The following is a 22,969-nucleotide window of genomic DNA, read 5'->3' as shown; positions in this document are numbered from 1 at the left end:
CATCCACAGACGTCGGGTCTGGCCGCTGGCATCCGGCCGCTCGACCAGCAGGCGCAGGGCCTCGCCGTCGTGGGGCAGGGTCACCAGCTGGGCGTGGGTCGGGTCTTGCCGGTCGTCGAGCAGCCAGGGCAGCGGCTGCCCCAGGACGGCGGAGGCCGGCAGGCCAAACAGGGCGACGGCCTGCGCGGGCCAGTGGGTTACGAAGCCGGCGGCATCGAGTTCGATGTCGACGGCCGTGCCATCATCCTGCGCATCGCTCACGCCCGGCTCCCGCCCCGATCAGGTCCAAAGTCCAGTGACAGGCCGCCAGGATGCAGGCTTGGAACCGGGGGCCCTCCATCCCCCAGGCCGGCCAGTGGCGGGTGACGTTGTCGAGCGCACGGGCCTCGACCGCTTGCCAGGTGCGCAGCAGGGCCCCGACGGGATGCGCGGTCTGGTCGGGGGCGAGCAGGGCATCGCGCAGGTCGTCGCCGATGGCCAGCGGGCGCAGCAGCTCGGGCAAGGGCTGCCCAAACAGCACATCCAGCCGCGAGAGCATGCCCGCCATGAAGGCCAGGTCTTGCCCTACGCGGTCCAGCCCGGCATCCTGCGCCAAGGCCTCCATGCCGCGTGCGCGCAGGGCCACGTCCATCTGCAGCATGGCGCTGCGGGCGTCGTCGTCGCCCGCGGCAAAGACCAGCAGGTGCAGCCAGCGCTTGAGGGGCTGGCGCCCCATCATCAGGATGGCCTGCCCGTAGCTGGTGATTTCGCGGCGCGCGCCAAACGCGGCGGAGTTGACCAGCCGCAGCAATTGGTAGGACAGGGCCGCGTCTTCGCGAAAAGCCGCCTCCAGCTCGTGCAGATCGGCGTCGGCATGCACCAGCTCCAGCAGGCGCAAGGCGCGCTGGCGCGACGCCGTGTGGGCGGTGTTGGGCCGGGCCGGTGGCCTCAGGTACCACGTCCCGGCAGTCCACCGCGGGCCGTGGCCGTCCGGGGGCTGTGTGTGGGACTCGGCGACCTCATTCGGTTGGCACGGCGGGATGGTGTCCGCCGCGGGCGCCAGATCTTCGCGTTGGCCGATCCAGCAGGTGGGCCACCGCTCGGCCAGGGTCACCACCTCGGCCGACTGCCACCATGTGGGTTCCACCCCCTGGGGGCAGGGCAGCACATGCCAGCGCAGTCCCGCCGGCTGACCGGTGGGGCTGGCCAGCCACTCGGGCAGGGCGAGGAGGCGGTCGGGCGCGGCGGCGTGCATGTCGGCTATGCTAACCGCTCGCTACCGCCCCGGGCCCCGGTATCGCCCGGCTTCCCGGCCGTGCCACGCGTGACGCCCCGGGGATGGGGTCAGGGCGTGGCCGGCACGATCGGCGCCACCGGCTCCGGCGCCAGCAGCGTGCCTTGCCGCAGGCCCTTGATCGTGGCCAGCGCCAGCGCCGCGATCACCACCGACACCAGCGCCAGCAGCCCCAGTGCCGCCAACTGCAGCCCGGGGTGCGCCAGCGCCACGGCCAACTTGAAGGTCAGGGCGGTGAACGCCGCCAGCGGGAACGACACGGCCCAGAACGGCAGCGCGAACGGCTGCGCGAAGTAGCGCCGCGCCTGCGTGCCGACCCACAGCAGCATGAACAGGCCCACGCCCCACACGGTGGCTGCCACCCCCGGCGGCCAGCCGAAGCGCAGCGCGCACAGCCCCACAACCGCCGCCGGCGCCAGCGAGATGAACCACGTTGGATGCAGTCGCGGCGGCATCGGCCCGTGCGCCAGCCGCCGCACCACCAGCAGCGTGAACACCACCGGCCAGAAGAACACCCCGATGCCGAAGTGCACCGCCGACCACAGGGCGTGCTCGAAGCCGACGCCGGCCAGCGGCGCGACGACGTTGCCGACCACCGGGATGTAGAGCACCGGGGTGACGCCGTTCCACAGCGACTGCGCGTTGGGTGCGTGCGCCGTGGTGGGCGCCAGCCACTTGCCCAGCGTCCACACCGTGACGGTCAGCTGACCGAGCGAACCCACCCACCACAGCGCGTGCGCCAGCGGCTGCGCCAGCGCCATGCTTTGCAGCCAGGTGGCCACCAGCAGCAGCGACACCGGCAACGCCGCGATGAACGCGTGGCGCACCGGGTGGCGCAGGTCCTCGGCCACGGCCTCGGGGTGGCGCCGCCAGCGCAGCAGTGAGCCGATCAGCACGGCGACGAACACCGCCGCGGCCAGCGCGCCGATGACCAGCGCCGCCCCCTCGGCCCAGGGGCCGAGCACGGGGCCGGCGGCGTGCCACGCCAGTGCCAGGCCGCTCAGGCCCATCACCAGCGTGAACCAGCCCGGGTGCAGGAACTTCAGCGGGGTGGGATGGGCACCGTTCATCGCGGCCTCCGCCTCGCGCCTCAGCAGGCCTTGCAGGGGATGGCGGCCTCGGGCACGCCCAGCTTCTTCAGGATGATGGCCAGCGGGCAGAAGTTGGTGAAACCAAACTGGAACAGGTTCAGCCCGACGAAGGCGGTGAAGGCCAGGAACCACTCGCTGACGAACAGGGGGCTGGCGGGCGCGCCCAGCGCCACCGACAGGAACACGAACAGGCCCGCGATCACACGGATCCAGCGCTCGACGGTCATGATGTTCTCCTCACTTGCAAGGGGGTTGGGACAGGGTTGCGGAAAAACCGGGTTCAGGCGGGGCGCGGCGCACCCGGCGCCTCGTGGCAGCGCCGGTACACGGCGTAGTACAGCACCGGGATGACCACCAGCGTCAGCAAGGTGGAGACCGCGATGCCAAAAACCAACGACACGGCCAGCCCATTGAAGATCGGGTCGTCGAGAATGAAAAACGCCCCCAGCATGGCCGCCAGCGCCGTCAGCGCGATGGGTTGCGCACGCACCGCGGCGGACTGGATCACGGCCTCCTTGAACGGCATGCCGCGCGCGGTCTCCAGCTCGATGAAGTCCACCAGCAGGATCGAGTTGCGCACGATGATGCCGGCCAGCGCGATCATGCCGATCATGCTGGTGGCGGTGAACTGCGCGCCCAGCAGCGCGTGCCCTGGCATGATGCCGATCATCGTCAGCGGAATCGGCGCCATGATGATCAGCGGCGTCAGGTAGCTGCGGAATTGCGCCACCACCAGCAGGTAGATCAGCACCAGACCGACCGCGTAGGCCGCCCCCATGTCGCGGAACGTCTCGTAGGTGACCTGCCACTCGCCGTCCCACTTGATGGCGTAGCCGCGCCAGGGGTCTTCGGGCTGGCGGATCCAGTATTCGCCCAGCGGCCCGGCCTCGGGCAGCGCGGCCTCGGCCAGCCGGCTGCGGATGGCGAACATGCCGTACAGCGGCGAGTCGGTGCGCCCGGCCATGTCGCCCAGCACGTACACCACCGGCAGCAGGTCCTTGGTGAAGCGCGGCTGGTCGATGACGCCGTGCTCCACGCGCACCAGCTCCGACAGCGGCACCATGCGGCCGTCGGCGGCTTTGAGCGGCAGCGCCAGCACCGCGTCCAGCCCGACCTGACGCTCGCGCGGCAGCTGCAGCCGCACCGGCACCGCGTATTTGGCGTAGCCGTCGTGCAGGTAGGCCGCATCGCTGCCTGAGAGCGCCGTGTAAACCGTCTGCGCGATCACCTGCGCCGGGATGCCCAGCCGCTCGGCGCGCGCGCGCTCGATGCGCAGGAAGACGCGCGGCACCTCCTCTTTGAGCGTGGTGTCGATGCCGACGATGTCGGGCGTGTCGGCAAACGCTTTGGCCACGCGGCGCGCGAGCTCGGCGCGGCCGACCTCGTCCGGGCCGTACACCTCGGCCACGATGGGCGACAGCACCGGCGGCCCTGGCGGCACCTCGACCACCTTGATGCGCCCGCCGTGCGCCTGGGCGATGGCCTCCAGCCCCGGGCGCAGCCGCTGCGCGATGGCGTGGCTTTGCTCCTTGCGGTGCTTGGTGTCAACCAAGTTGACCTGCAGGTCACCCTGCTCGGCGTCGGCGCGTAGGTAGTACTGCCGCACCAGGCCGTTGAAGGTGATCGGGCTGGCGGTGCCGGCGTAGCCCTGCACATGGGTGACTTCGGGCTGCTGCGCCAAAAACGCCGTCATGTCCTGCAGCGCCGCGGCGGTGTCTTCCAGCGCCGTGCCGGCGGGCATTTCCAGCACCACCTGGAACTCGCTCTTGTTGTCAAACGGCAGCATCTTGAGGATCACCGCCTGCACCACCGCCAGTCCGATCGACAGGAACAGGCCCGCCAGCACGCCCAGCGCCAGCAGCCAGCGGTGACGGGCGTTTTCCAGAAACGGCGTCAGCACGCGCGTAAACAGGGTCTGCAGTCCGCGCGTCAGCCTGGACGGCCCGTGCGCCGCGTGGCCGGCAGCGCCATGCGCGCCCATCAGCTTCCACGCCAGCCACGGCGTGATGGTGAACGCCACCGCCAGCGAGATCGCCATGCCCATGCTGGCGTTGATCGGGATCGGGCTCATGTACGGCCCCATCAGGCCGGTGACGAAGGCCATCGGCAGCAGCGCCGCGATCACCGTCAGGGTGGCCAGGATCGTCGGCCCGCCGACCTCGTCCACCGCGCGCGGGATGATCTCGCGCAGCGGTGCCTCGGGCGTGAGCAGGCGGTGGCGGTGGATGTTTTCCACCACGACGATGGCGTCGTCCACCAGGATGCCGATCGAAAAAATCAGCGCGAACAGCGACACGCGGTTGAGCGTGAAGCCCCACGCCCACGAGGCAAACAGCGTCGCGGTCAACGTCAGGATCACCGCGACGCCGACGATGACCGCCTCGCGCCGGCCCAGCGCCAGCCCGACCAGCACGATCACGCTGCCGGTGGCGAAGATCAGCTTGCTGATCAGCTTGTTGGCCTTGTCGGCGGCGGTGGCGCCGTAGTCGCGGCTGATCGTCACCTCCACGCCCTCGGGGATCAGCGTGTTGTGCAGGCGCTCCAGCTGCTGCGTCGCGGCGCGCGCGACGTCCACGGCGTTCTCACCCGGCTTCTTGGTCACGATGACCGTGACGGCGGGGTAGGCCTGGCCGGGCTGCGCGCCCTGCGGCAGCGTCGCGGCCGGCCCCGGCGTGTGCCAGACGTAGCGGCGCGGCAGCTGCGCACCTTCCTCGATGCCCGCCACCTCGCGCAGGTACACCGGGCGGCCCTGGTGCACGCCGACCACGATGTCGCCGACGTCCTGCACGCTTTTCAGGAACTCGCCGGTTTCCACCGTCAGCAGGCCCGGCTCGCCGGGCTGCTGGCGCGGCTGCGCCACGGTGCCGGACGGCATGGCCTGGTTGGCGGCGGCGATCGCCTGGTGGATGGCCTGCAGCGGCACGCCGCGCGCGCGCAGCCGCTCCGGCTCGATCCAGACGTGGATAGCGCGGCCCGGGCCGCCGATGGTCTGCACCTCGCGCGTGCCGGGCACGCGCTTGAGCTCGGTCTCGATGGCGTGCGCGACGCGCTCGATCTCCCACGCGCTCGTGCCCGCGGGGCTCCAGAGCGTGGCGGCCAGCACCGGCACGTCGTCGATGCCCTTGGGCTTGACGATCGGCGGCAGCACGCCCAGGCCCTGCGGCAGCCAGTCCTGGTTGGCGTTGAGCACGTCGTACAGGCGCACCAGCGCCTCGGTGCGCGGCACGCCGACCTTGAACTGCACCGTCAGCACCGCCACGCCGGGGCGCGAGACGCTGTAGGTGTGCTCGATGCCTTGGATCTGCGACAGCACGTGCTCGGCGGGCTGCGCCACCATCTTTTCCACGTCCGCGGCGGAGGCGCCGGGGAATGGGATCAGCACGTTGGCCATCGTGACGTTGATCTGCGGCTCCTCCTCGCGCGGCGTGACCAGCACCGCAAAGAGGCCCAGCAGCAGCGCCACCAGCGCCAGCAGCGGCGTGATGGCGTTGGCCTGGAAGGCGCGCGCGATCACGCCGGAGATGCCCAGCCGTTCGGTCTGGGTACCGGTGGGGGTAGTTTGGGGTTCGGCGTTCATCGGCCGTTCTCCTGCGTGCGGGGAGGGGGACGATGGCCGATCACTGCGCCGGCTGCGCACCGCGCAGCCCCGCGCGCACCGGATCGAGCGCCACGCGCTCGCCCGGCTGCAGGCCCGACAGGATCTCGACCCCGGCCTCGCCGTGGTCGGCACCGGTGCGCACCGCACGCAGCACGAAGCCCGCGGGCGCCCCGGCCGGTGCCGCCACATAGGCTGCGGTCAGCTCGCCCCGGCGCAGCAGGGCGCTGGCCGGCACCACCAGCCGCTCGTCGCTGCCGGCGGCAAAACGCACCTTGACCGCCTGACCGGGCAGCACACCCTGTGCATCGGCGGCCGCGAGCGGCAGGCGCCACTCCACTGTCTGCGCCACGGGATCGGCGGCCGGCAGGCGGCTGCGGCCGCTGGGCTGCACCCAGCGCCCATCGGGCAGGCGCACCTCGACGCGCTGGGCGCGCTCCGCCAGCGCCGACTGCGACGCCGGCACATACACGGTGGCGCGCAGTGGCTGCGGCGCGTAGACCGTCAGCACCGGGCGGCCCGGCGCGGCCAGGTCGCCGGCCTCGGCGTGCGTGGCCAGCACGAAGCCGTCGAACGGCGCGGTCAACCGCGTGAAACCCTGCGCCAGCGTGGCCTGCGACTGCGCGGCCTTGGCCTGCTGCAGCGCGGCGCGTGCGGCGGCGGCCTGGGCCTCGGCGGTGTCCAGCGCCGCCTGTGACACGAAGCCCTGCGCGCGCAGCTCGCGCGTGCGCTTGGCGTGGGCCTCGGCGTTGCGCAGCTCGGCTTCGACCTGTGCCACCGCGCCGCCGGCGCGCTGCACGCCGGCCGTGGTCTCGCGGTCGTCGATCACCGCCAGCACCTGCCCGGCGCGCACGCGGTCACCGGCCTTGACGTGCAGCTGCACGATGCGGCCGCTGGCCTGGGCCGCCAGCGTGGCCTGCTGTTGCGCTTCGATGGTGGCGTCCAGCAACAGCGCCTGGCCGACCGGGCGGCGGGTGGCTTCGGCCACCGGCACGCGTGGGCCGGCCGCCTCGGGCTGGGCCCAGGTCAGGGGGGGCAGCGCGCCGCCGAGCAGCGCGGTGGCAACGGCCGCGCCGAGCCAGCGCCGGCGGGCCAGCAGGGGGAGGGGCGTCGTGCGTCGATCCATGGCTTGATCCTCCATTGGACGCGAGTATAGCGCCATACCCCCAGGAGTACAAGAGCTACGGCGTGTCGGCCTCGTCGACGGCGAACGGCACGCGCGCCGCCACCGCGCACAGCAGCTCGTAGGCGATGGTGCCGGCGGCCTGCGCCACCTCGTCCACCGGCAGCACCGCGCCGCTGCCGCTGCGGCCCCACAGCACCACTTCGTCGCCGAGGTGGCACGGGCCGCCGGCGGCCTCCACCGGGGTCAGGTCCACCGCCAGCATATCCATACTGACGCGCCCGACCAAGTGGGTGCGCACGCCGCGCACCAGCACCGGCGCGCCGGGGGCTTGCGACAGGCTGGCGTGGCGCGGGTAGCCGTCGGCGTAGCCGCAGGCGACGATGCCGACGCGCAGGTCGCGCGGTGCGGTGAAGGCGGAGCCATAGCCGACCGTCTCGCCGGCGGCCACCGGCTGGATGGCGATCAGCCGGCTGGCCAGCGTCATCGTCGGCTGCAGGTCCCAGTCGGCGGCGGCGTGCGCCGGGTGGTCCGGCGCGCTGCCGTAGAGGGCGATGCCGGCGCGCACCCAGTCCGCGGCCAGCGCCCCGCCGCCGTCGCCCAGGCGCAGCCGCAGCGCGTGGCGCAGCGTGGCGGCGCTGTTGCACAGGCTGCGCTCGCCGGGCAGGTCGCGCGTGGCGCGCACGAACGCCTCCACCTGGTGCAGCACGCCCTCGCGCCCGTGGCGCAGCCCGTCGGCGTCGGAAAAGTGCGTCATCAGCCCGATCTCACCCACCTGCGGCAGCGCCTGCAGCCGCGCCCAGGCGGCGCGGTAGGCCTCGGGGCGAAAGCCGAGCCGGTTCATGCCGGAGTTCATCTTCAGGAACACGTGGTGCGGCTGGTGGGTCTTGTGCGCCGCCAGCCAGTCGATCTGCTCCTCGGTGTGCACCACGTGCCACAGGTCCAGGCGCGAGCAGGTCTCCAGGTCGCGCGGCTCGAAGCAGCCCTCCAGCAGCAGGATCGGGCCGCGCCAGCCCAGCGCGCGCAGCCGCTCGGCCTCGGCCAGATCCAGCAGCGCGAAGCCATCGGCGCCGCGCAGCGCCGGCCAGACGCGCTCGATGCCGTGGCCATAGGCGTTGGCCTTGACGACCGCCCACACGCGCGCGTCGCCGGCGGCGGCGCGGCAGCGGTGCAGGTTGTGGCGCAGGGCATCCAGATGCACGGTGGCGAGGATCGGGCGAGGCATGGCAAGCAAAGGGAAAAGGGGAACTGGCGGACAGAGGACGGCGCAGGCGCATGCTATAAACCGCGCACCCTGCGCCAGACGCGACTTTCGCACAGGCGGGCGGTGCGCGCCCCCCGATTCGAGGCTTTCTTTCGGATATTTCGCCCCCATGAAGCGCGGCTTCTACACCATCATGACGGCGCAGTTCTGCAGCTCGTTGGCCGACAACGCGCTGTTCGTGGTGGCGGTGGAGCTGCTGCGCAGCCGCGGCGCGCCGGAGTGGCAGGCCGCCGCGCTGGTGCCGATGTTCGCGCTGTTCTACGTGCTGCTGGCGCCGTGGGTCGGGGCGTTCGCGGACTCGCGGCCGAAGGGGCAGGTCATGTTTATCAGCAACGCCATCAAGGTGGTGGGCTGCGTGCTGATGCTGACCCCCGTGCATCCGCTGCTGGCCTACAGCTTGGTGGGGCTGGGCGCGGCGGCGTATTCGCCGGCCAAGTACGGCATCCTCACCGAGCTGCTGCCGCCGTCGCAGCTGGTCAAGGCCAATGGCTGGATCGAGGGGCTGACGATCGCCTCCATCATCCTCGGCGTCGTGCTGGGCGGGCAGCTCGTCTCGCCGGCAGTGGCGGCGTGGCTGGCTGCGCACGAGGCGGCGTGGCTGCGCGCCTGGCTGCCGACGGCGGCGGAGCTGGCCATCGTCGGCCTGGTGGCGGTGTACGGGCTCGCGGCGGCGTTCAACCTGCGCATCCCGCGCACCACGGCGCCGCTGCGCCACCTGCCGCCCAACCCGCTGGCGCTGCTGCCGGACTTCTGGCGCTGCAACCTGCGCCTGTGGCGCGACCATCTGGGCCAGATCTCGCTGGCCACGACGACGCTGTTCTGGGGCGTCAGCGGCAACCTGCGCTACATCGTGCTGGCCTGGGCCGCCGCGGCGCTGGGCTACAACACCACGCAGGCCTCCAGCCTGGTCGGCGTGGTGGCGGTCGGCACGGCGGTGGGGGCGGTGGTGGCCTCGGTGCGCATGCGCATCGACCAGGCCCCGCGCGTGATGCCGCTGGGCGTGGCGATGGGGCTGCTGGTGGTGCTGATGGTGGTCATCCGCGACGTCTGGGTGGCTGCGCCGTTCCTGGTGCTGCTGGGGGCGCTGGGCGGCTTTCTGGTGGTGCCGATGAACGCGCTGCTGCAGCACCGCGGCCACAACCTGATGGGCGCGGGCCGCTCGATCGCGGTGCAGAACTTCAACGAACAGACCTGCATTCTGGGGCTGGGATTTCTCTACAGCGCCGCCACCGGCGCGGGGCTGTCGGCGTTCGGTGCCATCACCGCGTTCGGCCTGCTGGTGGCCGGGGTGATGGTGCTGATCACGCGCTGGCACCGGCACAATTTGCGCCACCATTCGCACGAGCTGGCCCGCTTGTTCGAGATCGCCCGCCGCGACGACCTGCACGGATGAGCAGCCCCGGGCACGGTCGCAGACGCCACCACCGCATCCGAGGAGACTCTGCCATGGTTCCACCCCGTTCGTCGTCCCATCCGTCGGTATCGTTGTCCCGCCGCGCCTGGCTGCACACGGCCGCGCTGGGGGTGGCCGCGCTCGCCGTGCCGGCCGCAGGCTCCGCCCAGACCGGCGGCTGGCCGTCGCGGCCGTTGCGCCTGTTGGTCGGTTTTCCGCCCGGCTCGTCGCCCGACCTGACCGCACGCACCCTGGCCGAGCCGCTGGCCCAGGTGCTCGGCCAGCCGGTGGTGGTGGAAAACCGCCCGGGCGCGGGCGGCAACATCGCCGCGGAGCAGGTGGCGCGCGCCAACGATGGCCACACCTTGGGTCTGATGATCAACGGCAATCTGACCATCGCCAAGATCCTCAACCCCGCCACGCCCTACGATCCGCTGACCGATCTGGCGCCGGTGTCGCTGGTCGGCACCGCGCCGCTGGTGCTGACGGCCTCGAACCGGTTGCCGGCCGAGCCTGCCGCCGTCCTGGCGGCGGGGCGCGAGGCGGGCGACCGCTGGAATTACGGCACCCCGGGGGCGGGCACGGTCGCCCACATCGGGATGGAGATGCTCAAGGCCGCCGCGGGCTGGCGCGCCGTGCATGTGCCGTATCCGGGCAATCCGCAGGTGGTGACGGCCATGATCCAGGGCGATGTGCAGGTGGCCCTGCTGCCGCCCGGCGTGGCGCTGCCGCAGGTGCAGGCGGGCCGGCTGCGCGCGGTGGGGTTGACCTCCCCCGGGCGCAGCACGCTGGCCCCGCAGGTGCCCAGCCTGGCGGAGTTGGGCCTGCGCGGCTTCGATCTGGAAATCTGGAACGCCGTCGCCGCGCCGGTGACCTGGCCCGCGGCCCAAATCCAGCGCGTGGCCGCGGCGCTGGCCGAGATCGTGCGGCGGCCCGAGGTGCGCCAAAAGCTGTTTGCCCAGGGCTGGCAGGTGGCCGGCACGGCACCCGAGGGGCTGGCCCAGCGCATGCGCACGGACACCGCGCGCATGAAGGCAATCATCGAGCGCAACGGCATCCGCGCGCAGTGAGCGCGTCGGGGCGAGGCGCGCCGCCGCGCCCGGACGTCCCCCGTTTCAGCGGGCCAGCAGCGCCAGCAGGCCCTGCATCAGCCAGGGCAAGGCCAGGGCGTTGAATAGGGCGGCCAGCCCCATGGCCAGTCCGGCGAAGGCGCCCATCGTGGGGCTGACCTGAAAGGCCCGCGCGGTGCCGATGCCGTGGGCCGTGACGCCCAGGGCAAAGCCGCGCACCAAGGGGTCGGCGATGTCCAGCCGTTCGAACAGCCAGCGCGCCGTCGCCGCGCCCAAGATGCCGGTGACCACGACCAGCACCGCGGTCAAGGACGGCAGCCCCCCCCAGGCGCTCGGCGATGCCCATCGCCACCGGCGTGGTCACCGACTTGGGGGCCAGCGAGGCCAGCGTCTGCGGGCTGGCCCCCAGCAGCCAGCCCAGCGCCACGGCGCTGACCGCCGCGGCCAGCGCCCCGGTCACCAGCCCTGCGACCAGCGGTGCCCAGGTGCGCCGCAGCAGCGGCCACTGCGCGTGCAGGGCGACGGCGAGCGCCACCGTCGCCGGACCGAGCAGAAAGTGCACGAACTGCGCCCCTTCGAAATAGGTGGCGTAGGGCGTGCCGGTCAGGGTCAACAGCCCGCCGATCAGCGCGACGGCGATGGCCACGGCCTCGTCTCCCAGCCGCTGCAGGTGTTGCACCCCCCCCCACCCCGGCCGGCACAAACAGCAGCGACAGATGCTGCAGCAGGCCCTGGGTGGTGGGCTGCAAGGCGTCGCGCCAGGCCGGGCGCGCCATCAGCAGCGCCAGCAACAGCGCCATGCCCAGCACCGGCCCGGGGATGGGCAGGCCCAGCATCCGCACCAGCACCTCCCCGGCCAGTTGCAAGGTCAACAGGGCGGTCAGAGCGGGCAGCATGGCGGGCGATGCGCTAGGCTGGGGTCCGTGCAGGGCTGGCGGCCAGGGCCTCGTCCACCACCTCCACCCAGTGGCGCACCGGGGTGGCGGTGCCGCTTTGCAGGTGGGTGATGCAGCCGATGTTGGCCGACACAATCGTCTGGGGGGCGGCGGCTTCCAGGTGCCCCAGCTTGCGGTCGCGCAACTGGCGGCTCAGCGTCGGCTGCAGCACGCTGTAGGTGCCGGCCGATCCGCAGCACAGGTGCGACTCCTGCCGTGCCAGCGTGACCTCGAAGCCCAGCTCGCCCAGGTGCCGCTCCACGCCGCCGCGCAGCTTCTGGCCGTGCTGCAGCGTGCAGGGGGGGTGAAACACCAGCCGCCGGGGCACCGACGCGGGCAGGCCGTCGCCCAGCCGCTGCCGCCAGGCGGGCACCAGGTCGGGCAGCAGCTCGCTCAGGTCGCGCGTCAGGTCGCTAATCCGGCGCGCCTTGTCGGCATAGGCCGGGTCGTGCCGCAGCGCGTGCGCGTAGTCCTTCACCATCACGCCGCAGCCCGAGGCGTTCATGACGATGGCCTCGACGCCGGGGCTGCCATCGGTGGGTTCGATCCAGGGCCACCAGGCGTCGATGTTGGCGCGCATGTCGTCCAGCGCCCCGACCTGGTCGTCCAGGTGGAAGCGGATGGCACCGCAGCAGCCGGCCTTGGGCGCCACCACGGTCTGGATGCCTGCGGCATCCAGCACGCGCGCTGTCGCGGCGTTGATGGTGGGCATCATCGCCGGCTGCACGCAACCGGCCAGCATCAGCACGCGGCGTGGCCGCGGGGCCTGCGGCCATGCGCCGGCCTCGCGCCGGGCCGGCACCTTGGCCCGCAGCGGGGCGGGCAGCACATCGCGCACGGCCTGCCCCAGCCGCATCGCCGGGCCGAACAGCGGCGAGGTCAACCCTTCGCGCAGCAGCCAGCGCACCGCCCGCTCGCCCGCCGGGCGCTGCACGCGCGCTTCGACCACCTTGCGCCCGATGTCCAGCAGATGGCCGTACTCCACCCCGCTCGGGCAGGTGCTTTCGCAGTTGCGGCAGGTCAGGCAGCGGTCCAGGTGTTGCTGCGTCGCCCGGGTGGGCTCGGCGCCTTCCAGCACCTGCTTGATCAGATAGATGCGTCCCCGCGGTCCGTCCAGCTCATCGCCCAGCAGTTGATAGGTCGGGCAGGTGGCGGTGCAGAAGCCGCAGTGCACGCAGCGCCGCAGGATGGCGTCGGCCGTCTGGCCGTCGGGTGTGCTCAAAAACTCGGCTGCGAGTCGGGTTTGCATGGATCAAAATCCCCAGACGCCCGGCTGAAAGAGGCCGTGCGGATCGAACGCGGCCCGCACGCGCTGCTGCAGCGCGCGCAACGGGCCCTCGGGCGGCGTGAAGCGGCCGCGTGCCTGCGGCGTCGCGGCCGGGGCGCGAAACAGCGTCGCATGCCCGCCCGCTTGCCGGGCCATGGTGCGCAGGGTGTCCGCGGCATCCAGCGGCGCCCACACCCAGCGCTGGCCGCCAAACCACTCGACCAGCGTCGGCCCGGGCAGCGCCAGCACGGGGGCGGTGGGCGCCACCGACAGCCGCCACAGCCCATGGGCGGGTGACGGCGGGTTGGCAAAGAAGGGCAGCGTCTGCTCGCGCGTGGCCTCCCACTCGCGCTGGGCGGTGGCGGGGTCCAGCCGATCCCCCCCCACCTCGGCCAGCAGCCGTTGGCAGGCCGTCTCGACCGCGGCGGCCGCACCGCGCAGCCGCAACAGCAGGGTGCCGCCCGCGTCGTCCTGCCATCGGCTGGCGTTGAGCGGCAGCGGCTGGGCGCGCCAGCGCGCCAGTTGCTGCAGCGCCGCGTCGGCGGACAGCGGCAGCCGCAGGGTGGCCTCACCGGCCGGCCGGGGCAGGACCTTGAGGGATACCTCCGTGATCAGCCCCAGCGTGCCGAGGCTGCCGGCCAGCGCCCGGCTGACGTCGTAGCCGGCGACGTTTTTCATCACCTGGCCGCCAAAGACCAAGTCCTCGCCCCGGCCATTGAGCAGCCGCGCCCCCAGCACATAGTCGCGCACGCCCCCCACAGCGGCACGCGCCGGGCCGGCCAGGCCGGCCGCCACCATGCCCCCGACGGTCGCCCCGTCGCCCAAGTGCGGCGGCTCGAAGGGCAGATACTGGGCGTGGCGGCCGAGGGCGGCCTCCAGTTCGCTCAACGGGGTGCCGCAGCGGGCCGTGATCACCAGCTCGGTCGGCTCGTGGCTCAGGATCCCGGTGTATGCGCGCGTGTCCACGACCTCGGCTTCGGCGGAGACGGGGTCGCCATAGAACGCCTTGGTGCCGCCGCCGCGCAGACGCAAGGGGCGGCGATCGGCGGCCGCGGCGCGGATGCGCTCGGCCCATGCGCGCAGCACGTCATCCGCTGCGCCGTCGCCGGGGGGCAAAAAGGGGGTATCGTCGGCCATGGGCGGCAATGGTAGCCCGCGCGGGCACCGCTGGCGTGAACTTTTTGAACGGCCGGCTTGAGCCGGTCTGCGCCGGCCGGGGGTGCCTTGGCACCGGCTCCTCCGGCCCCGTCAGTCCCAGTACGTCGCCGGCGGCAGGCCGGGGGTGGCCACCCGGCGCGCGAACACGGCACCGCTGTGCGGGTAGTGTGCCAGCTCGGCGGCCGAGCGGCGTTGCCGCGCCGTGGTGACGAACAGGGTGCGCAGGTCCGGCCCGCCAAAACACACCATGGTCGGACATTGGGCCGGTACCGGCCAGTCGGCCAGAATCTGCCCGCTGGGGCTCAGGCACAGCACCCGCGCCCCTTCGAACATTGCCACCCAGTAGTTGCCCGCGCTGTCGATGGCGGCGCCATCCGGACGGCCCCCGTACCCCTGGCCCAGGTCCTGCTCGAAGCGCCAGTCCGCCGGGCGCGCATCGAACCGCTTGAGCAACAACCGCATGCCCAGCACCGGCGGCCATTGGCCGGCCGATACCATCGGCAGGGTGTACACCGCGTGGCCGTGGGAATCGGCCCAATACAGCAACTTGCCGTCGGGCGCCCAGGCCAGCCCGTTGGAGGTGTACACGCCGGATTGGATCAGCGCGAGTTCCGGCCGCTGCCGGTCGCGTGCGCGCAGGCAGTACAGCGCGGCGTCGGGCCGGTCGCGGGCATCGACACTGCTGCCCACCCAAAAGCGCCCCCAGGGGTCGCACTTGCCGTCGTTGAAGCACACCCGGCGCGCGTCGTAGGGCGCGTCGGCGATGCGCTCCAGCGGCAGGGTCCAGTCCGACAGGTGGTAGATGCCGTCGCGCAGCGCGATCAGCCAGCCCCCGCGGCGGCAGGGCACCAGGGCCCCGGGCGCCTGGGGCAGCTCCCGGAACTCGCTGCGGCCGCTGGGCACATGCAGCCGCCACAGCCGCTGCAAGCCGGCGTCGATCCAGTACAGCCGATCCTCCAGCCCGCGCCAGACGGGCGATTCGCCATGGGCGCAGACGGGCGGCGTCAGGCAGGTCCAGCCGCCCATCCCGGCGGCATCGCCGTCGGCATCGGGGGGAGGGGTCGTGGCCATGCACCGATCTTATGCCATGCGCTGCGGGCGGCGCAGCCCCTGGCATACACTGCGGACCATGTTGTGGGTCAAAACCTTTCACATCGTTTTCATCGCCAGTTGGTTTGCCGGGCTGTTCTACCTGCCGCGCATCTTCGTCAACCTGGCGATGGTGCCGGCCGACAGCCCGGCCGAGCGCGAGCGGTTGCTGCTGATGGCGCGCAAGCTGTTGCGCTTCATGACGCTGCTGGCGGTGCCCGCGCTGGCGCTGGGTTTGTGGCTGTGGCTGGGCTATGGCATCGGTCTGGGGCCGGGCAACGGCTGGATGCACGCCAAGCTGGCGATCGTGGTGCTGCTCATCGGCTACCACCACGCTTGCGCGCGGCTGTTGCGCCGCTTCGAGACGGGCACCAACCGCCATGGCCACCGGTGGTACCGCTGGTTCAATGAGGTGCCGGTGCTGCTGATGCTGGTGGCGGTGGCGCTGGTGGTCGTCAAGCCCTTCTGAGCCGGGTGGCGGTGAGGCCGACTTCCGCGCCCCAGCCCGGTGCGCGCAGTTTGTCGCTGGCCTGGCCCTTGCTGGGCTGCTACACGGTGCTGGTCGTCTATGCCAGCCTGTTTCCGTTCGAGGGCTGGCGGGCGCAAGGGGTGGCGCCATGGGCCTTTCTGACCGCGCCCTGGCCGCGGTACTGGACCCGTTTCGACGTCGTCGCCAACCTGTTGGGTTATGTGCCGCTCGGGGCCCTGCTCACGGTGGCCCTGGCCCGCGCCGGGTGGCCGCGGGGGGCGCCCGTGCTGGGCGTCGTCGGGCCGGCGCTGCTGTCCCTGGCCATGGAGGCCACCCAGACCTACCTGCCGCAGCGGGTGCCGTCGCAAGCCGACGCCCTGCTCAACGCCATCGGCGCTCTGATCGGCGCGGTCGGGGCCACGGTGCTGCTGCGCTGGCGGGTGCTCGGGTCGTGGGCGCAATTTCGCGCCCGCTGGCAGCAGCCGGGTGGGCAGTGGGCATGGGCGGTGTTGCTGCTGTGGCCCCTGGCCGTGCTGTACCCCACGCCCGTGCCGTTTGGCACCGGCCAGTTCTGGCCGCGGCTGGAGGCGGCGCTGTGGCGGGCCGCGGAGGGCTCGCCGCTGCAGGCGTGGCTGCCGCAAAGCCCGCCCCTGGCTGCGCCCAGTCCCCTGACCGAAGCGCTGCTGGTCGCCTTGAGCCTTTGGCTGCCCGTGCTGCTGGGCTATGCCAGCGTGCGCCACATTGGGCAGCGCAGCGTCTTTGCCCTGCTGTTCGGCGCGGTGGCCTGGGGCAGCGGGGCCTTGTCGGCCGTGCTGTCTTTCGGCCCGCTGCACGCCTGGGCGTGGCTCACGCCGCCCACGCAGTTGGGCTTGGCCGCAGCCGGGGCGATGTCGCTGTTTGCCCTGCCGCTCGGCTCGCGTGCGGCGGCGCTGCTGGCCGTGCTCGCCGGGGGGCTGATGCTGGGCTTGCTCAACCGCGTGCCCGACCCCGCCTATCTGGGGGAGTGGTTGCAGACCTGGGAGCAGGGGCGCTTCAGCCGCTTTCACGGTCTGTCCCAGTGGCTGGGTTGGCTCTGGCCCTGGGCCGCCCTGGCCGCGGCGGCCCGGCTGGCCCTGCGCCGCAGCGAAGGGGCGTCCTACAATCGCCGCCCATGACCGATGCCACGAACGACGCGGCCACGCCGCCTTACTACCGCCGCCACATCTTCTTCTGCCTGAACGACCGGGCCAACGGCGAGGCCTGCTGCGCCCGCCACGGCGCCCAGCAGGCGTTCGAGCACTGCAAGGCGCAGGTGCGCGCCCTCGGTCTTGCCGGTCCGGGGCAGGTGCGGGTCAACAAGGCGGGCTGCCTGGACCGCTGTGCCGGCGGGCCGGTGGCGGTCGTGTACCCGGACGGGGTCTGGTACACCTATGTGGACCTCGCCGACATCGACGAGATCGTCACCTCGCACCTGCGCGACGGGGTTGCCGTCGAGCGCTTGCGCCTGCCGCCCGACGTGGGGCGCTGACGCCGCGGTGCGGCCCTGCCGATGAACGCCCACACCGAGTCGTCCTTCATCCCCGGGCCGGCCGGCCCGCTGGAGCTGGCGATCGATCGCCCCACCGTGCCCCGCCCGGACGGCGGGGTGGCGGTGATCGCCCATCCGCACCCCTTGTTTGGCGGCACCCTGCACAACAAAGTGGTGCAGATGCTCGCCCGCGCCTTCGTGCAGCAGGGCTGGGTAGCGGTGCGCTTCCATTTCCGCGGTGTGGGGGGCAGCGCGGGCGTGCACGACCACGGCGTGGGCGAGCTCGATGACCTGCTCGCGGTGGTGGGGGCGTGCGCGGCCGAGCCCGTCCCGCTGGCGCTGGCCGGGTTTTCGTTCGGCGGCTATGTGGCGGCGGCTGCGGCCGCCCGCCTGGGGGCGCAGCGGCCCGTGCAGGCCTTGGTGCTGGTGGCCCCGGCCGCCAGCCGCTTCACCCTCCCCGTGCTGGATGCGGAACTCCACGAGCGCACCCTGGTCGTTCATGGGGAGGTCGACGACACCGTGCCGCTGGCCGCGGTGCTCGACTGGGCGCGCCCGCAGGGGCTGCCCATCACCGTGGTGCCCGGGGGGGAACACTTCTTCCACGGGCGTCTGCCGTTGCTCAAGTCCTTGGTCGTGCGCCATCTGCGCGCGCTGTGATCCGCCGCCCCCGCCGCGGGTGGCCTGGAGGGTTTTCCGTCGTGTCCGTCGTTGCGTTGTTTTTGCCGTTCGCTGCCATCCGTGCCGGTCTGCACCGGCTGCGTCGCCTGGGTGGGGGCGCCCTCGTCGCGCTGTGCGCCTGGGCGCTGGGCGTGGGGCTGGCGCAGGCCCAGGCGCCCCAGCCGCCGGAGGTGGCCGCGCGGGCGTGGCTGCTGCTGGACGCCACCAGCGGTCAGGTGCTCGCCGCCAAGGACCCGGACGAAGCGGTCGAGCCGGCCTCGCTGACCAAACTGATGACGGCGTATCTGGTGTTCGATGCGCTCAAGTCGCGCAAGCTGGCCCTGGACCAAAAGCTCGTCGTCAGCGAGCGGGCGTGGCGCATGCCCGGCTCGCGCATGTTCATCACCCCCAATGCCCAGATTCCGGTGGAGGATCTGCTCAAAGGCATGATCGTGCAGTCGGGCAACGATGCCACCGTGGTGCTGGCCGAAGGTGTCGGGGGCACGGTGGAGCATTTCGTCGAGCTGATGAACCGGCAGGCCAAGGCCCTGGGGCTGACGCGCACCCAGTTCCAGAACCCGGAGGGGCTCACCGCCCCGGGCCACACCACGACCGCGCGCGATTTGGCCACCCTGGCCATGCGTCTGATGCGCGACTTTCCCGAGTACGTGGGGTACTACGCCATTCAGCGCTACCGCTACCCCGGCACGCCCGCGGCCAACGACACCAACCGCAACCTGCTGCTGTTTCGCGATCCCACGGTGGACGGGCTCAAGACCGGGCACACCGCCGCGGCGGGCTACTGCCTCGTGGCTACGGCGCGCCGGCCCGTGCCGGGCCTGGGCGAGGGGGCAGCTGGGCAGCGCCGCCTGATCAGCGTCGTGCTGGGGGCGGCCAGCGAAAACGCCCGCGCCGCCGAAAGCCAGAAGCTGCTCAACTGGGGCTACACCGCGTTCGAGGCCGTGCGGCTGTCGGCGCCGGGCCAGCCCGTCGCCACCCCCACGGTCTGGAAGGGCCGTGCCAGCGAGGTCAAGCTCGGCCGCCCGGAGGGCGTGGTGGTGACCGTACCGGCCGGCATGGCCAAAGGACTGCGCACCGAGGTGGTGCGCCCCGACCCGCTGGTCGCGCCGCTGCAAAAAGGCCAGCCACTGGGCACGCTGCGGGTGCTCTCCGCAGGGGGCGAGCCCGTCGCCGAAGTGCCGCTGGTCGTGCTGGAGACCGTCGACGAGGCTGGGCTGTTGGGGCGGCTGTGGGGCGCACTGCGCCTGTGGATCCGCTGAACGCGTCGTCCGGCCATTGCGCCCAACCCCGGCGCGTGTTACAGTAGCGGGCTTTTCGGATTCGTCCGAAGGGCGAATCGTTTTCTTTGACGTTTAGGGACGTTATGCCAACCATCAACCAACTCGTGCGCCACGGGCGGACGGTCGAGAAGACCAAGTCCAAGAGCCCGGCGATGGAGAACTGCCCCCAGCGGCGGGGCGTGTGCACCCGCGTCTACACCACGACGCCCAAGAAGCCGAACTCGGCGCTGCGTAAGGTCGCCAAGGTGCGCCTGACCAACGGCTTCGAGGTCATCTCGTACATCGGCGGTGAAGGCCACAACCTGCAAGAGCACTCGGTGGTGCTCGTGCGCGGCGGCCGTGTGAAGGACCTGCCCGGCGTGCGCTACCACATCGTGCGCGGCTCGCTGGACCTGCAGGGCGTCAAGGACCGCAAGCAAGCCCGCTCCAAGTACGGCGCCAAGCGGCCCAAGAAGGCCTGATCGGCGCATGCCACGCGTGTGCGGCCGTCATGCGGCTGTCACGCATCGGTGTCGGAATGCCTAGCTGGCGGGCCTCCGGCAGTGTGACCGCGGCAACCCCAGGGGTGCCGGTGGTCGAGTAAGTGAGGGTCCCGATGGCCCTCGTGGCACTTGGGTGCCAACTGAAGCAAAAAGGATCGAACCATGCCACGTCGTCGCGAAGTCCCTAAACGCGAAATCCTGCCGGATCCCAAGTTCGGCAATGTCGAGCTCTCCAAGTTCATGAACGTCGTCATGGAGAGCGGCAAAAAGGCGGTCGCCGAGCGCATCGTTTACGGCGCGCTGGAGCACATCGAGAAAAAGACCGGCAAAGACCCGCTGGAGGTCTTCTCGACCGCGCTCAACAACGTCAAGCCCCTCGTCGAGGTCAAGTCCCGCCGCGTCGGTGGCGCCAACTACCAGGTGCCGGTCGAAGTGCGTCCGGTGCGCCGCCAGGCCCTGGCCATGCGCTGGGTCAAGCAGGCCGCGCGCAAGCGCAGCGAAAAATCGATGGCGCTGCGTCTGGCCAACGAGCTGATCGAGGCCACCGAAGGCCGCGGCGGCGCCATGAAGAAGCGCGACGAGGTCCACCGCATGGCCGAGGCCAACAAGGCGTTCAGCCACTTCCGCTTCTGACGCCGTCCGAGCGCCAGGCCGCGACCTCAACCCCAAGCCCGCCACCGCACTGCACGAGGTCGGCGGGCTTCGCCCATCCAAAATCGGAGTTTTCTCATGGCACGTACCACGCCCATCGAGCGTTACCGCAACATCGGCATTTCGGCGCACATCGATGCCGGCAAGACCACCACGACCGAGCGCATCCTGTTCTACACCGGCGTGAACCACAAGCTCGGTGAGGTGCACGATGGCGCCGCCACCATGGACTGGATGGAGCAGGAGCAAGAGCGCGGCATCACCATCACGTCCGCCGCGACCACTTGCTACTGGCGCGGCATGGACCTCAATTTCCCCGAGCACCGCTTCAACATCATCGACACCCCGGGCCACGTGGACTTCACCATCGAGGTGGAGCGCTCCATGCGCGTGCTCGACGGCGCCTGCATGGTGTACTGCGCGGTCGGTGGCGTGCAGCCGCAGTCGGAGACCGTCTGGCGTCAGGCCAACAAGTACAAGGTGCCCCGTCTGGCCTTCGTCAACAAGATGGACCGCACCGGCGCCAACTTCTTCAAGGTCTACGAGCAGATGAAGCTGCGCCTGAAGGCCAACCCGGTGCCCATCGTCATCCCCATCGGCGCCGAGGACAACTTCCAGGGCGTGGTGGACCTCATCAAGATGAAGGCCATCATCTGGGACGAGGCTTCCCAGGGTATGAAGTTCGAGTACCGCGAGATCCCGGCCGAGCTGGTGGATCAGGCCAACGAATGGCGCGAAAAAATGGTCGAAGCCGCGGCCGAGGCCAGCGAAGAGCTGATGAACAAGTACCTCGAGACCGGTGAGCTGACCGAGGACGAGATCATCGCCGGCCTGCGCCAGCGCACCATCGCGGTGGAAATCCAGCCCATGCTGTGCGGCACCGCCTTCAAGAACAAGGGCGTGCAGCGCATGCTGGATGCGGTCATTCAGTTCCTGCCCTCGCCGGTGGACATCCCGCCGGTGGCTGGCACCGACGACAACGAGCAGCCCGCTTCCCGTCAGGCCAGCGACGAGGAAAAGCTCTCCGCCCTGGCGTTCAAGCTGATGAGCGACCCGTTCGTGGGTCAGCTCACCTTCGTGCGCGTCTACTCGGGCGTGCTGCGCAAGGGCGACACCGTGCTCAACTCGGTCAAGGGCAAGAAGGAGCGCATCGGCCGCATCGTGCAGATGCACGCCAACAACCGCCAAGAGATCGAAGAAATCCGTGCTGGCGACATCGCCGCCTGCGTGGGCCTCAAGGAAGTCACCACCGGCGAGACGCTGTGCGACCCGGCGGCGCCGATCGTGCTGGAGCGCATGGTGTTCCCCGAGCCGGTAATCCGGCAGGCGGTCGAACCCAAGGCCAAGGCCGACCAGGAGAAGATGGGCATCGCGCTGTCGCGCCTGGCCGCCGAGGATCCGTCGCTGCGCGTCTACACCGACGAAGAATCCGGCCAAACCATCATCGCCGGTATGGGCGAGCTGCACCTGGAGATCATTGTCGACCGCATGAAGCGCGAGTTCGGCGTCGAGGCCAACGTGGGCAAGCCGCAGGTCGCCTACCGCGAAACCATCCGCGGCACGGTGGAAGAGGCCGAAGGCAAGTTCGTGCGCCAGTCCGGCGGTAAGGGCCAGTACGGTCACGTCGTCTTCAAGATCGAGCCCAACGAAGCTGGCAAGGGCTTCGAATTCATCGACGCCATCAAGGGTGGCGTGGTGCCGCGCGAGTACATCCCGGCGGTGCAAAAGGGTGTCGAAGAGGCGCTGCAGACCGGCGTGCTGGCCGGCTACCCGGTCGTCGACGTCAAGGTCACGCTGCACTTCGGTTCGTACCACGAGGTGGACTCGTCCGAACAGGCGTTCAAGATGGCCGCCATCTTCGGCTTCAAGGAAGGCTGCAAGAAGGCCCAGCCCGTCATCCTCGAGCCCATGATGGCCGTGGAAGTCGAGACGCCGGAGGAATACGCCGGTAACGTCATGGGCGACCTGTCGTCCCGCCGCGGCATGGTGCAAGGCATGGACGACCTGCCCGGCGGTGGCAAGGTCATCAAGGCCGAGGTGCCGCTGTCCGAGATGTTCGGCTACTCCACCACGCTGCGCTCCATGTCGCAGGGCCGCGCGACCTACACGATGGAGTTCAAGCACTACAGCGAAGCCCCGCGCAACGTGCAGGAAGCCATCATCGCCGCGCGCGCGAAGTAATCCACCCTTCTGGTCTTGGGCACCCCGCTCGCGGGGGAGGTCCCGCTGCCCGTGGCGGGACCGTGCCCCAGACGTTAAACCCGCACGGGCACCGTTCTTTGATGCAAGGAAACTGCAATGGCAAAGGAAAAATTCGAGCGGACCAAGCCGCACGTCAACGTGGGCACGATTGGTCACGTGGACCATGGCAAGACGACGCTGACGGCGGCGATCACGACGGTGCTGGCGGCCAAGTACGGCGGGCAGGCCAAGGCGTATGACCAGATCGACGCGGCGCCCGAAGAAAAGGCGCGCGGCATCACGATCAACACCGCGCACGTCGAGTACGAGACGGCCAACCGCCACTACGCGCACGTCGACTGCCCGGGCCACGCCGACTACGTCAAGAACATGATCACCGGTGCGGCCCAGATGGATGGCGCGATCCTGGTGGTCTCCGCTGCCGACGGCCCCATGCCCCAGA

Annotated in this window: 20 protein-coding genes and 2 pseudogenes; 11 read left to right on the top strand and 11 right to left on the bottom strand. The window is 71.2% G+C overall.

The genetic code is table 11. From position 1 onward, the window contains the following. Positions 1–241: 241 nt before the first annotated feature. The 6 genes from A9O67_RS04280 to alr all read right to left on the bottom strand — a co-directional run bounded on the left by A9O67_RS04280 (position 242) and on the right by alr (position 8,307). Entirely contained in the window at positions 242–1,234 is a 993-nt protein-coding gene (locus tag A9O67_RS04280) for an EAL and HDOD domain-containing protein (RefSeq protein WP_068607691.1), read from the bottom strand. Between the two features lie 89 nt (positions 1,235–1,323). Continuing rightward, positions 1,324–2,343 carry an SLAC1 anion channel family protein gene (locus tag A9O67_RS04275; protein WP_068607689.1) on the bottom strand — a complete coding sequence of 340 codons (1,020 nt, stop codon included), beginning with the start codon at positions 2,341–2,343 and terminating at the stop codon, positions 1,324–1,326. 20 nt (positions 2,344–2,363) lie between these two features. Then, a complete protein-coding gene (locus A9O67_RS04270) occupies positions 2,364–2,591 on the bottom strand; it encodes a YgaP family membrane protein (protein WP_068607687.1) in 228 nt (75 codons plus the stop codon). 53 nt (positions 2,592–2,644) lie between these two features. After that, positions 2,645–5,941, bottom strand: a complete 3,297-nt coding sequence (locus A9O67_RS04265) for an efflux RND transporter permease subunit (protein ID WP_068607685.1) — start codon at positions 5,939–5,941, stop codon at positions 2,645–2,647. A 40-nt stretch (positions 5,942–5,981) separates the two neighbouring features. Beyond that, entirely contained in the window at positions 5,982–7,085 is a 1,104-nt protein-coding gene (locus A9O67_RS04260; protein WP_082955391.1) for an efflux RND transporter periplasmic adaptor subunit, read from the bottom strand. A 55-nt stretch (positions 7,086–7,140) separates the two neighbouring features. Next, positions 7,141–8,307 carry an alanine racemase gene (alr, locus tag A9O67_RS04255; RefSeq protein ID WP_068607683.1) on the bottom strand — a complete coding sequence of 389 codons (1,167 nt, stop codon included), beginning with the start codon at positions 8,305–8,307 and terminating at the stop codon, positions 7,141–7,143. 148 nt (positions 8,308–8,455) lie between these two features. On the opposite strand from alr, the gene lplT reads away from it, so the two are divergent. Together lplT and A9O67_RS04245 are read left to right on the top strand one after the other, a co-directional pair. Next, positions 8,456–9,739: a lysophospholipid transporter LplT gene (lplT, locus tag A9O67_RS04250; RefSeq protein ID WP_068607681.1), complete on the top strand. Its 1,284-nt coding sequence runs from the start codon at positions 8,456–8,458 to the stop codon at positions 9,737–9,739. Positions 9,740–9,792: 53 nt separating this feature from the next. Continuing rightward, positions 9,793–10,809, top strand: a complete 1,017-nt coding sequence (locus tag A9O67_RS04245; protein WP_068607678.1) for a Bug family tripartite tricarboxylate transporter substrate binding protein — start codon at positions 9,793–9,795, stop codon at positions 10,807–10,809. A gap of 45 nt (positions 10,810–10,854) precedes the next feature. Here the strand turns inward: A9O67_RS04245 and A9O67_RS13020 are convergent. From A9O67_RS13020 to A9O67_RS04220, 5 genes and pseudogenes are all read right to left on the bottom strand, one after another. Then, positions 10,855–11,455: pseudogene (locus A9O67_RS13020) on the bottom strand (LrgB family protein); the annotation flags it as partial. Between the two features lie 97 nt (positions 11,456–11,552). After that, positions 11,553–11,645, bottom strand: a pseudogene (locus tag A9O67_RS13730) (CidA/LrgA family protein); the annotation flags it as partial. Between the two features lie 73 nt (positions 11,646–11,718). Then, positions 11,719–12,993, bottom strand: a complete 1,275-nt coding sequence (gene glcF, locus A9O67_RS04230) for a glycolate oxidase subunit GlcF (protein WP_068607672.1) — start codon at positions 12,991–12,993, stop codon at positions 11,719–11,721. 3 nt (positions 12,994–12,996) lie between these two features. After that, on the bottom strand, positions 12,997–14,148 hold the full coding sequence (gene glcE / locus A9O67_RS04225) for a glycolate oxidase subunit GlcE (RefSeq protein WP_082955353.1): 1,152 nt from the start codon (positions 14,146–14,148) through the stop codon (positions 12,997–12,999). Between the two features lie 111 nt (positions 14,149–14,259). Next, on the bottom strand, positions 14,260–15,240 hold the full coding sequence (locus A9O67_RS04220; protein ID WP_231960208.1) for an SMP-30/gluconolactonase/LRE family protein: 981 nt from the start codon (positions 15,238–15,240) through the stop codon (positions 14,260–14,262). A gap of 58 nt (positions 15,241–15,298) precedes the next feature. On the opposite strand from A9O67_RS04220, the gene A9O67_RS04215 reads away from it, so the two are divergent. From A9O67_RS04215 to A9O67_RS04175, 9 genes are all read left to right on the top strand, one after another. After that, positions 15,299–15,727 (top strand): CopD family protein, encoded by a 429-nt coding sequence (locus A9O67_RS04215; protein WP_068608240.1) that lies wholly within the window; start codon positions 15,299–15,301, stop codon positions 15,725–15,727. A gap of 11 nt (positions 15,728–15,738) precedes the next feature. Then, positions 15,739–16,881 (top strand): VanZ family protein, encoded by a 1,143-nt coding sequence (locus A9O67_RS04210; RefSeq protein ID WP_231960207.1) that lies wholly within the window; start codon positions 15,739–15,741, stop codon positions 16,879–16,881. Further along, on the top strand, positions 16,878–17,234 hold the full coding sequence (locus tag A9O67_RS04205) for a (2Fe-2S) ferredoxin domain-containing protein (RefSeq protein WP_068607668.1): 357 nt from the start codon (positions 16,878–16,880) through the stop codon (positions 17,232–17,234). The genes A9O67_RS04210 and A9O67_RS04205 overlap by 4 nt, the downstream gene beginning before the upstream one ends. Positions 17,235–17,255: 21 nt before the next feature. Beyond that, the gene (locus tag A9O67_RS04200) at positions 17,256–17,891 is read left to right on the top strand and encodes an alpha/beta hydrolase (RefSeq protein WP_068607666.1); all 636 of its coding nucleotides are present in this window, start codon (positions 17,256–17,258) and stop codon (positions 17,889–17,891) included. Positions 17,892–17,998: 107 nt separating this feature from the next. Next, a complete protein-coding gene (locus tag A9O67_RS04195; protein WP_185974476.1) occupies positions 17,999–19,171 on the top strand; it encodes a D-alanyl-D-alanine carboxypeptidase family protein in 1,173 nt (390 codons plus the stop codon). Between the two features lie 104 nt (positions 19,172–19,275). Next, positions 19,276–19,653 (top strand): 30S ribosomal protein S12, encoded by a 378-nt coding sequence (gene rpsL / locus A9O67_RS04190; protein WP_068607664.1) that lies wholly within the window; start codon positions 19,276–19,278, stop codon positions 19,651–19,653. Between the two features lie 183 nt (positions 19,654–19,836). After that, positions 19,837–20,307: a 30S ribosomal protein S7 gene (rpsG, locus tag A9O67_RS04185; protein ID WP_068607662.1), complete on the top strand. Its 471-nt coding sequence runs from the start codon at positions 19,837–19,839 to the stop codon at positions 20,305–20,307. A 96-nt stretch (positions 20,308–20,403) separates the two neighbouring features. After that, entirely contained in the window at positions 20,404–22,506 is a 2,103-nt protein-coding gene (gene fusA, locus A9O67_RS04180; RefSeq protein WP_068607659.1) for an elongation factor G, read from the top strand. Positions 22,507–22,623: 117 nt separating this feature from the next. Further along, on the top strand, positions 22,624–22,969 hold a 346-nt coding region (locus tag A9O67_RS04175), incomplete at its 3' end, for a GTP-binding protein (protein WP_197484432.1).

The sequence above is a fragment of the Tepidimonas fonticaldi genome, from assembly GCF_001675355.1.
Taxonomy (GTDB): Bacteria; Pseudomonadota; Gammaproteobacteria; order Burkholderiales; family Burkholderiaceae_C; genus Tepidimonas; species Tepidimonas fonticaldi.
The sequence above is the reverse complement of the archived record's forward strand: the minus strand, read 5'-3'. Positions and strand labels throughout refer to the sequence as shown.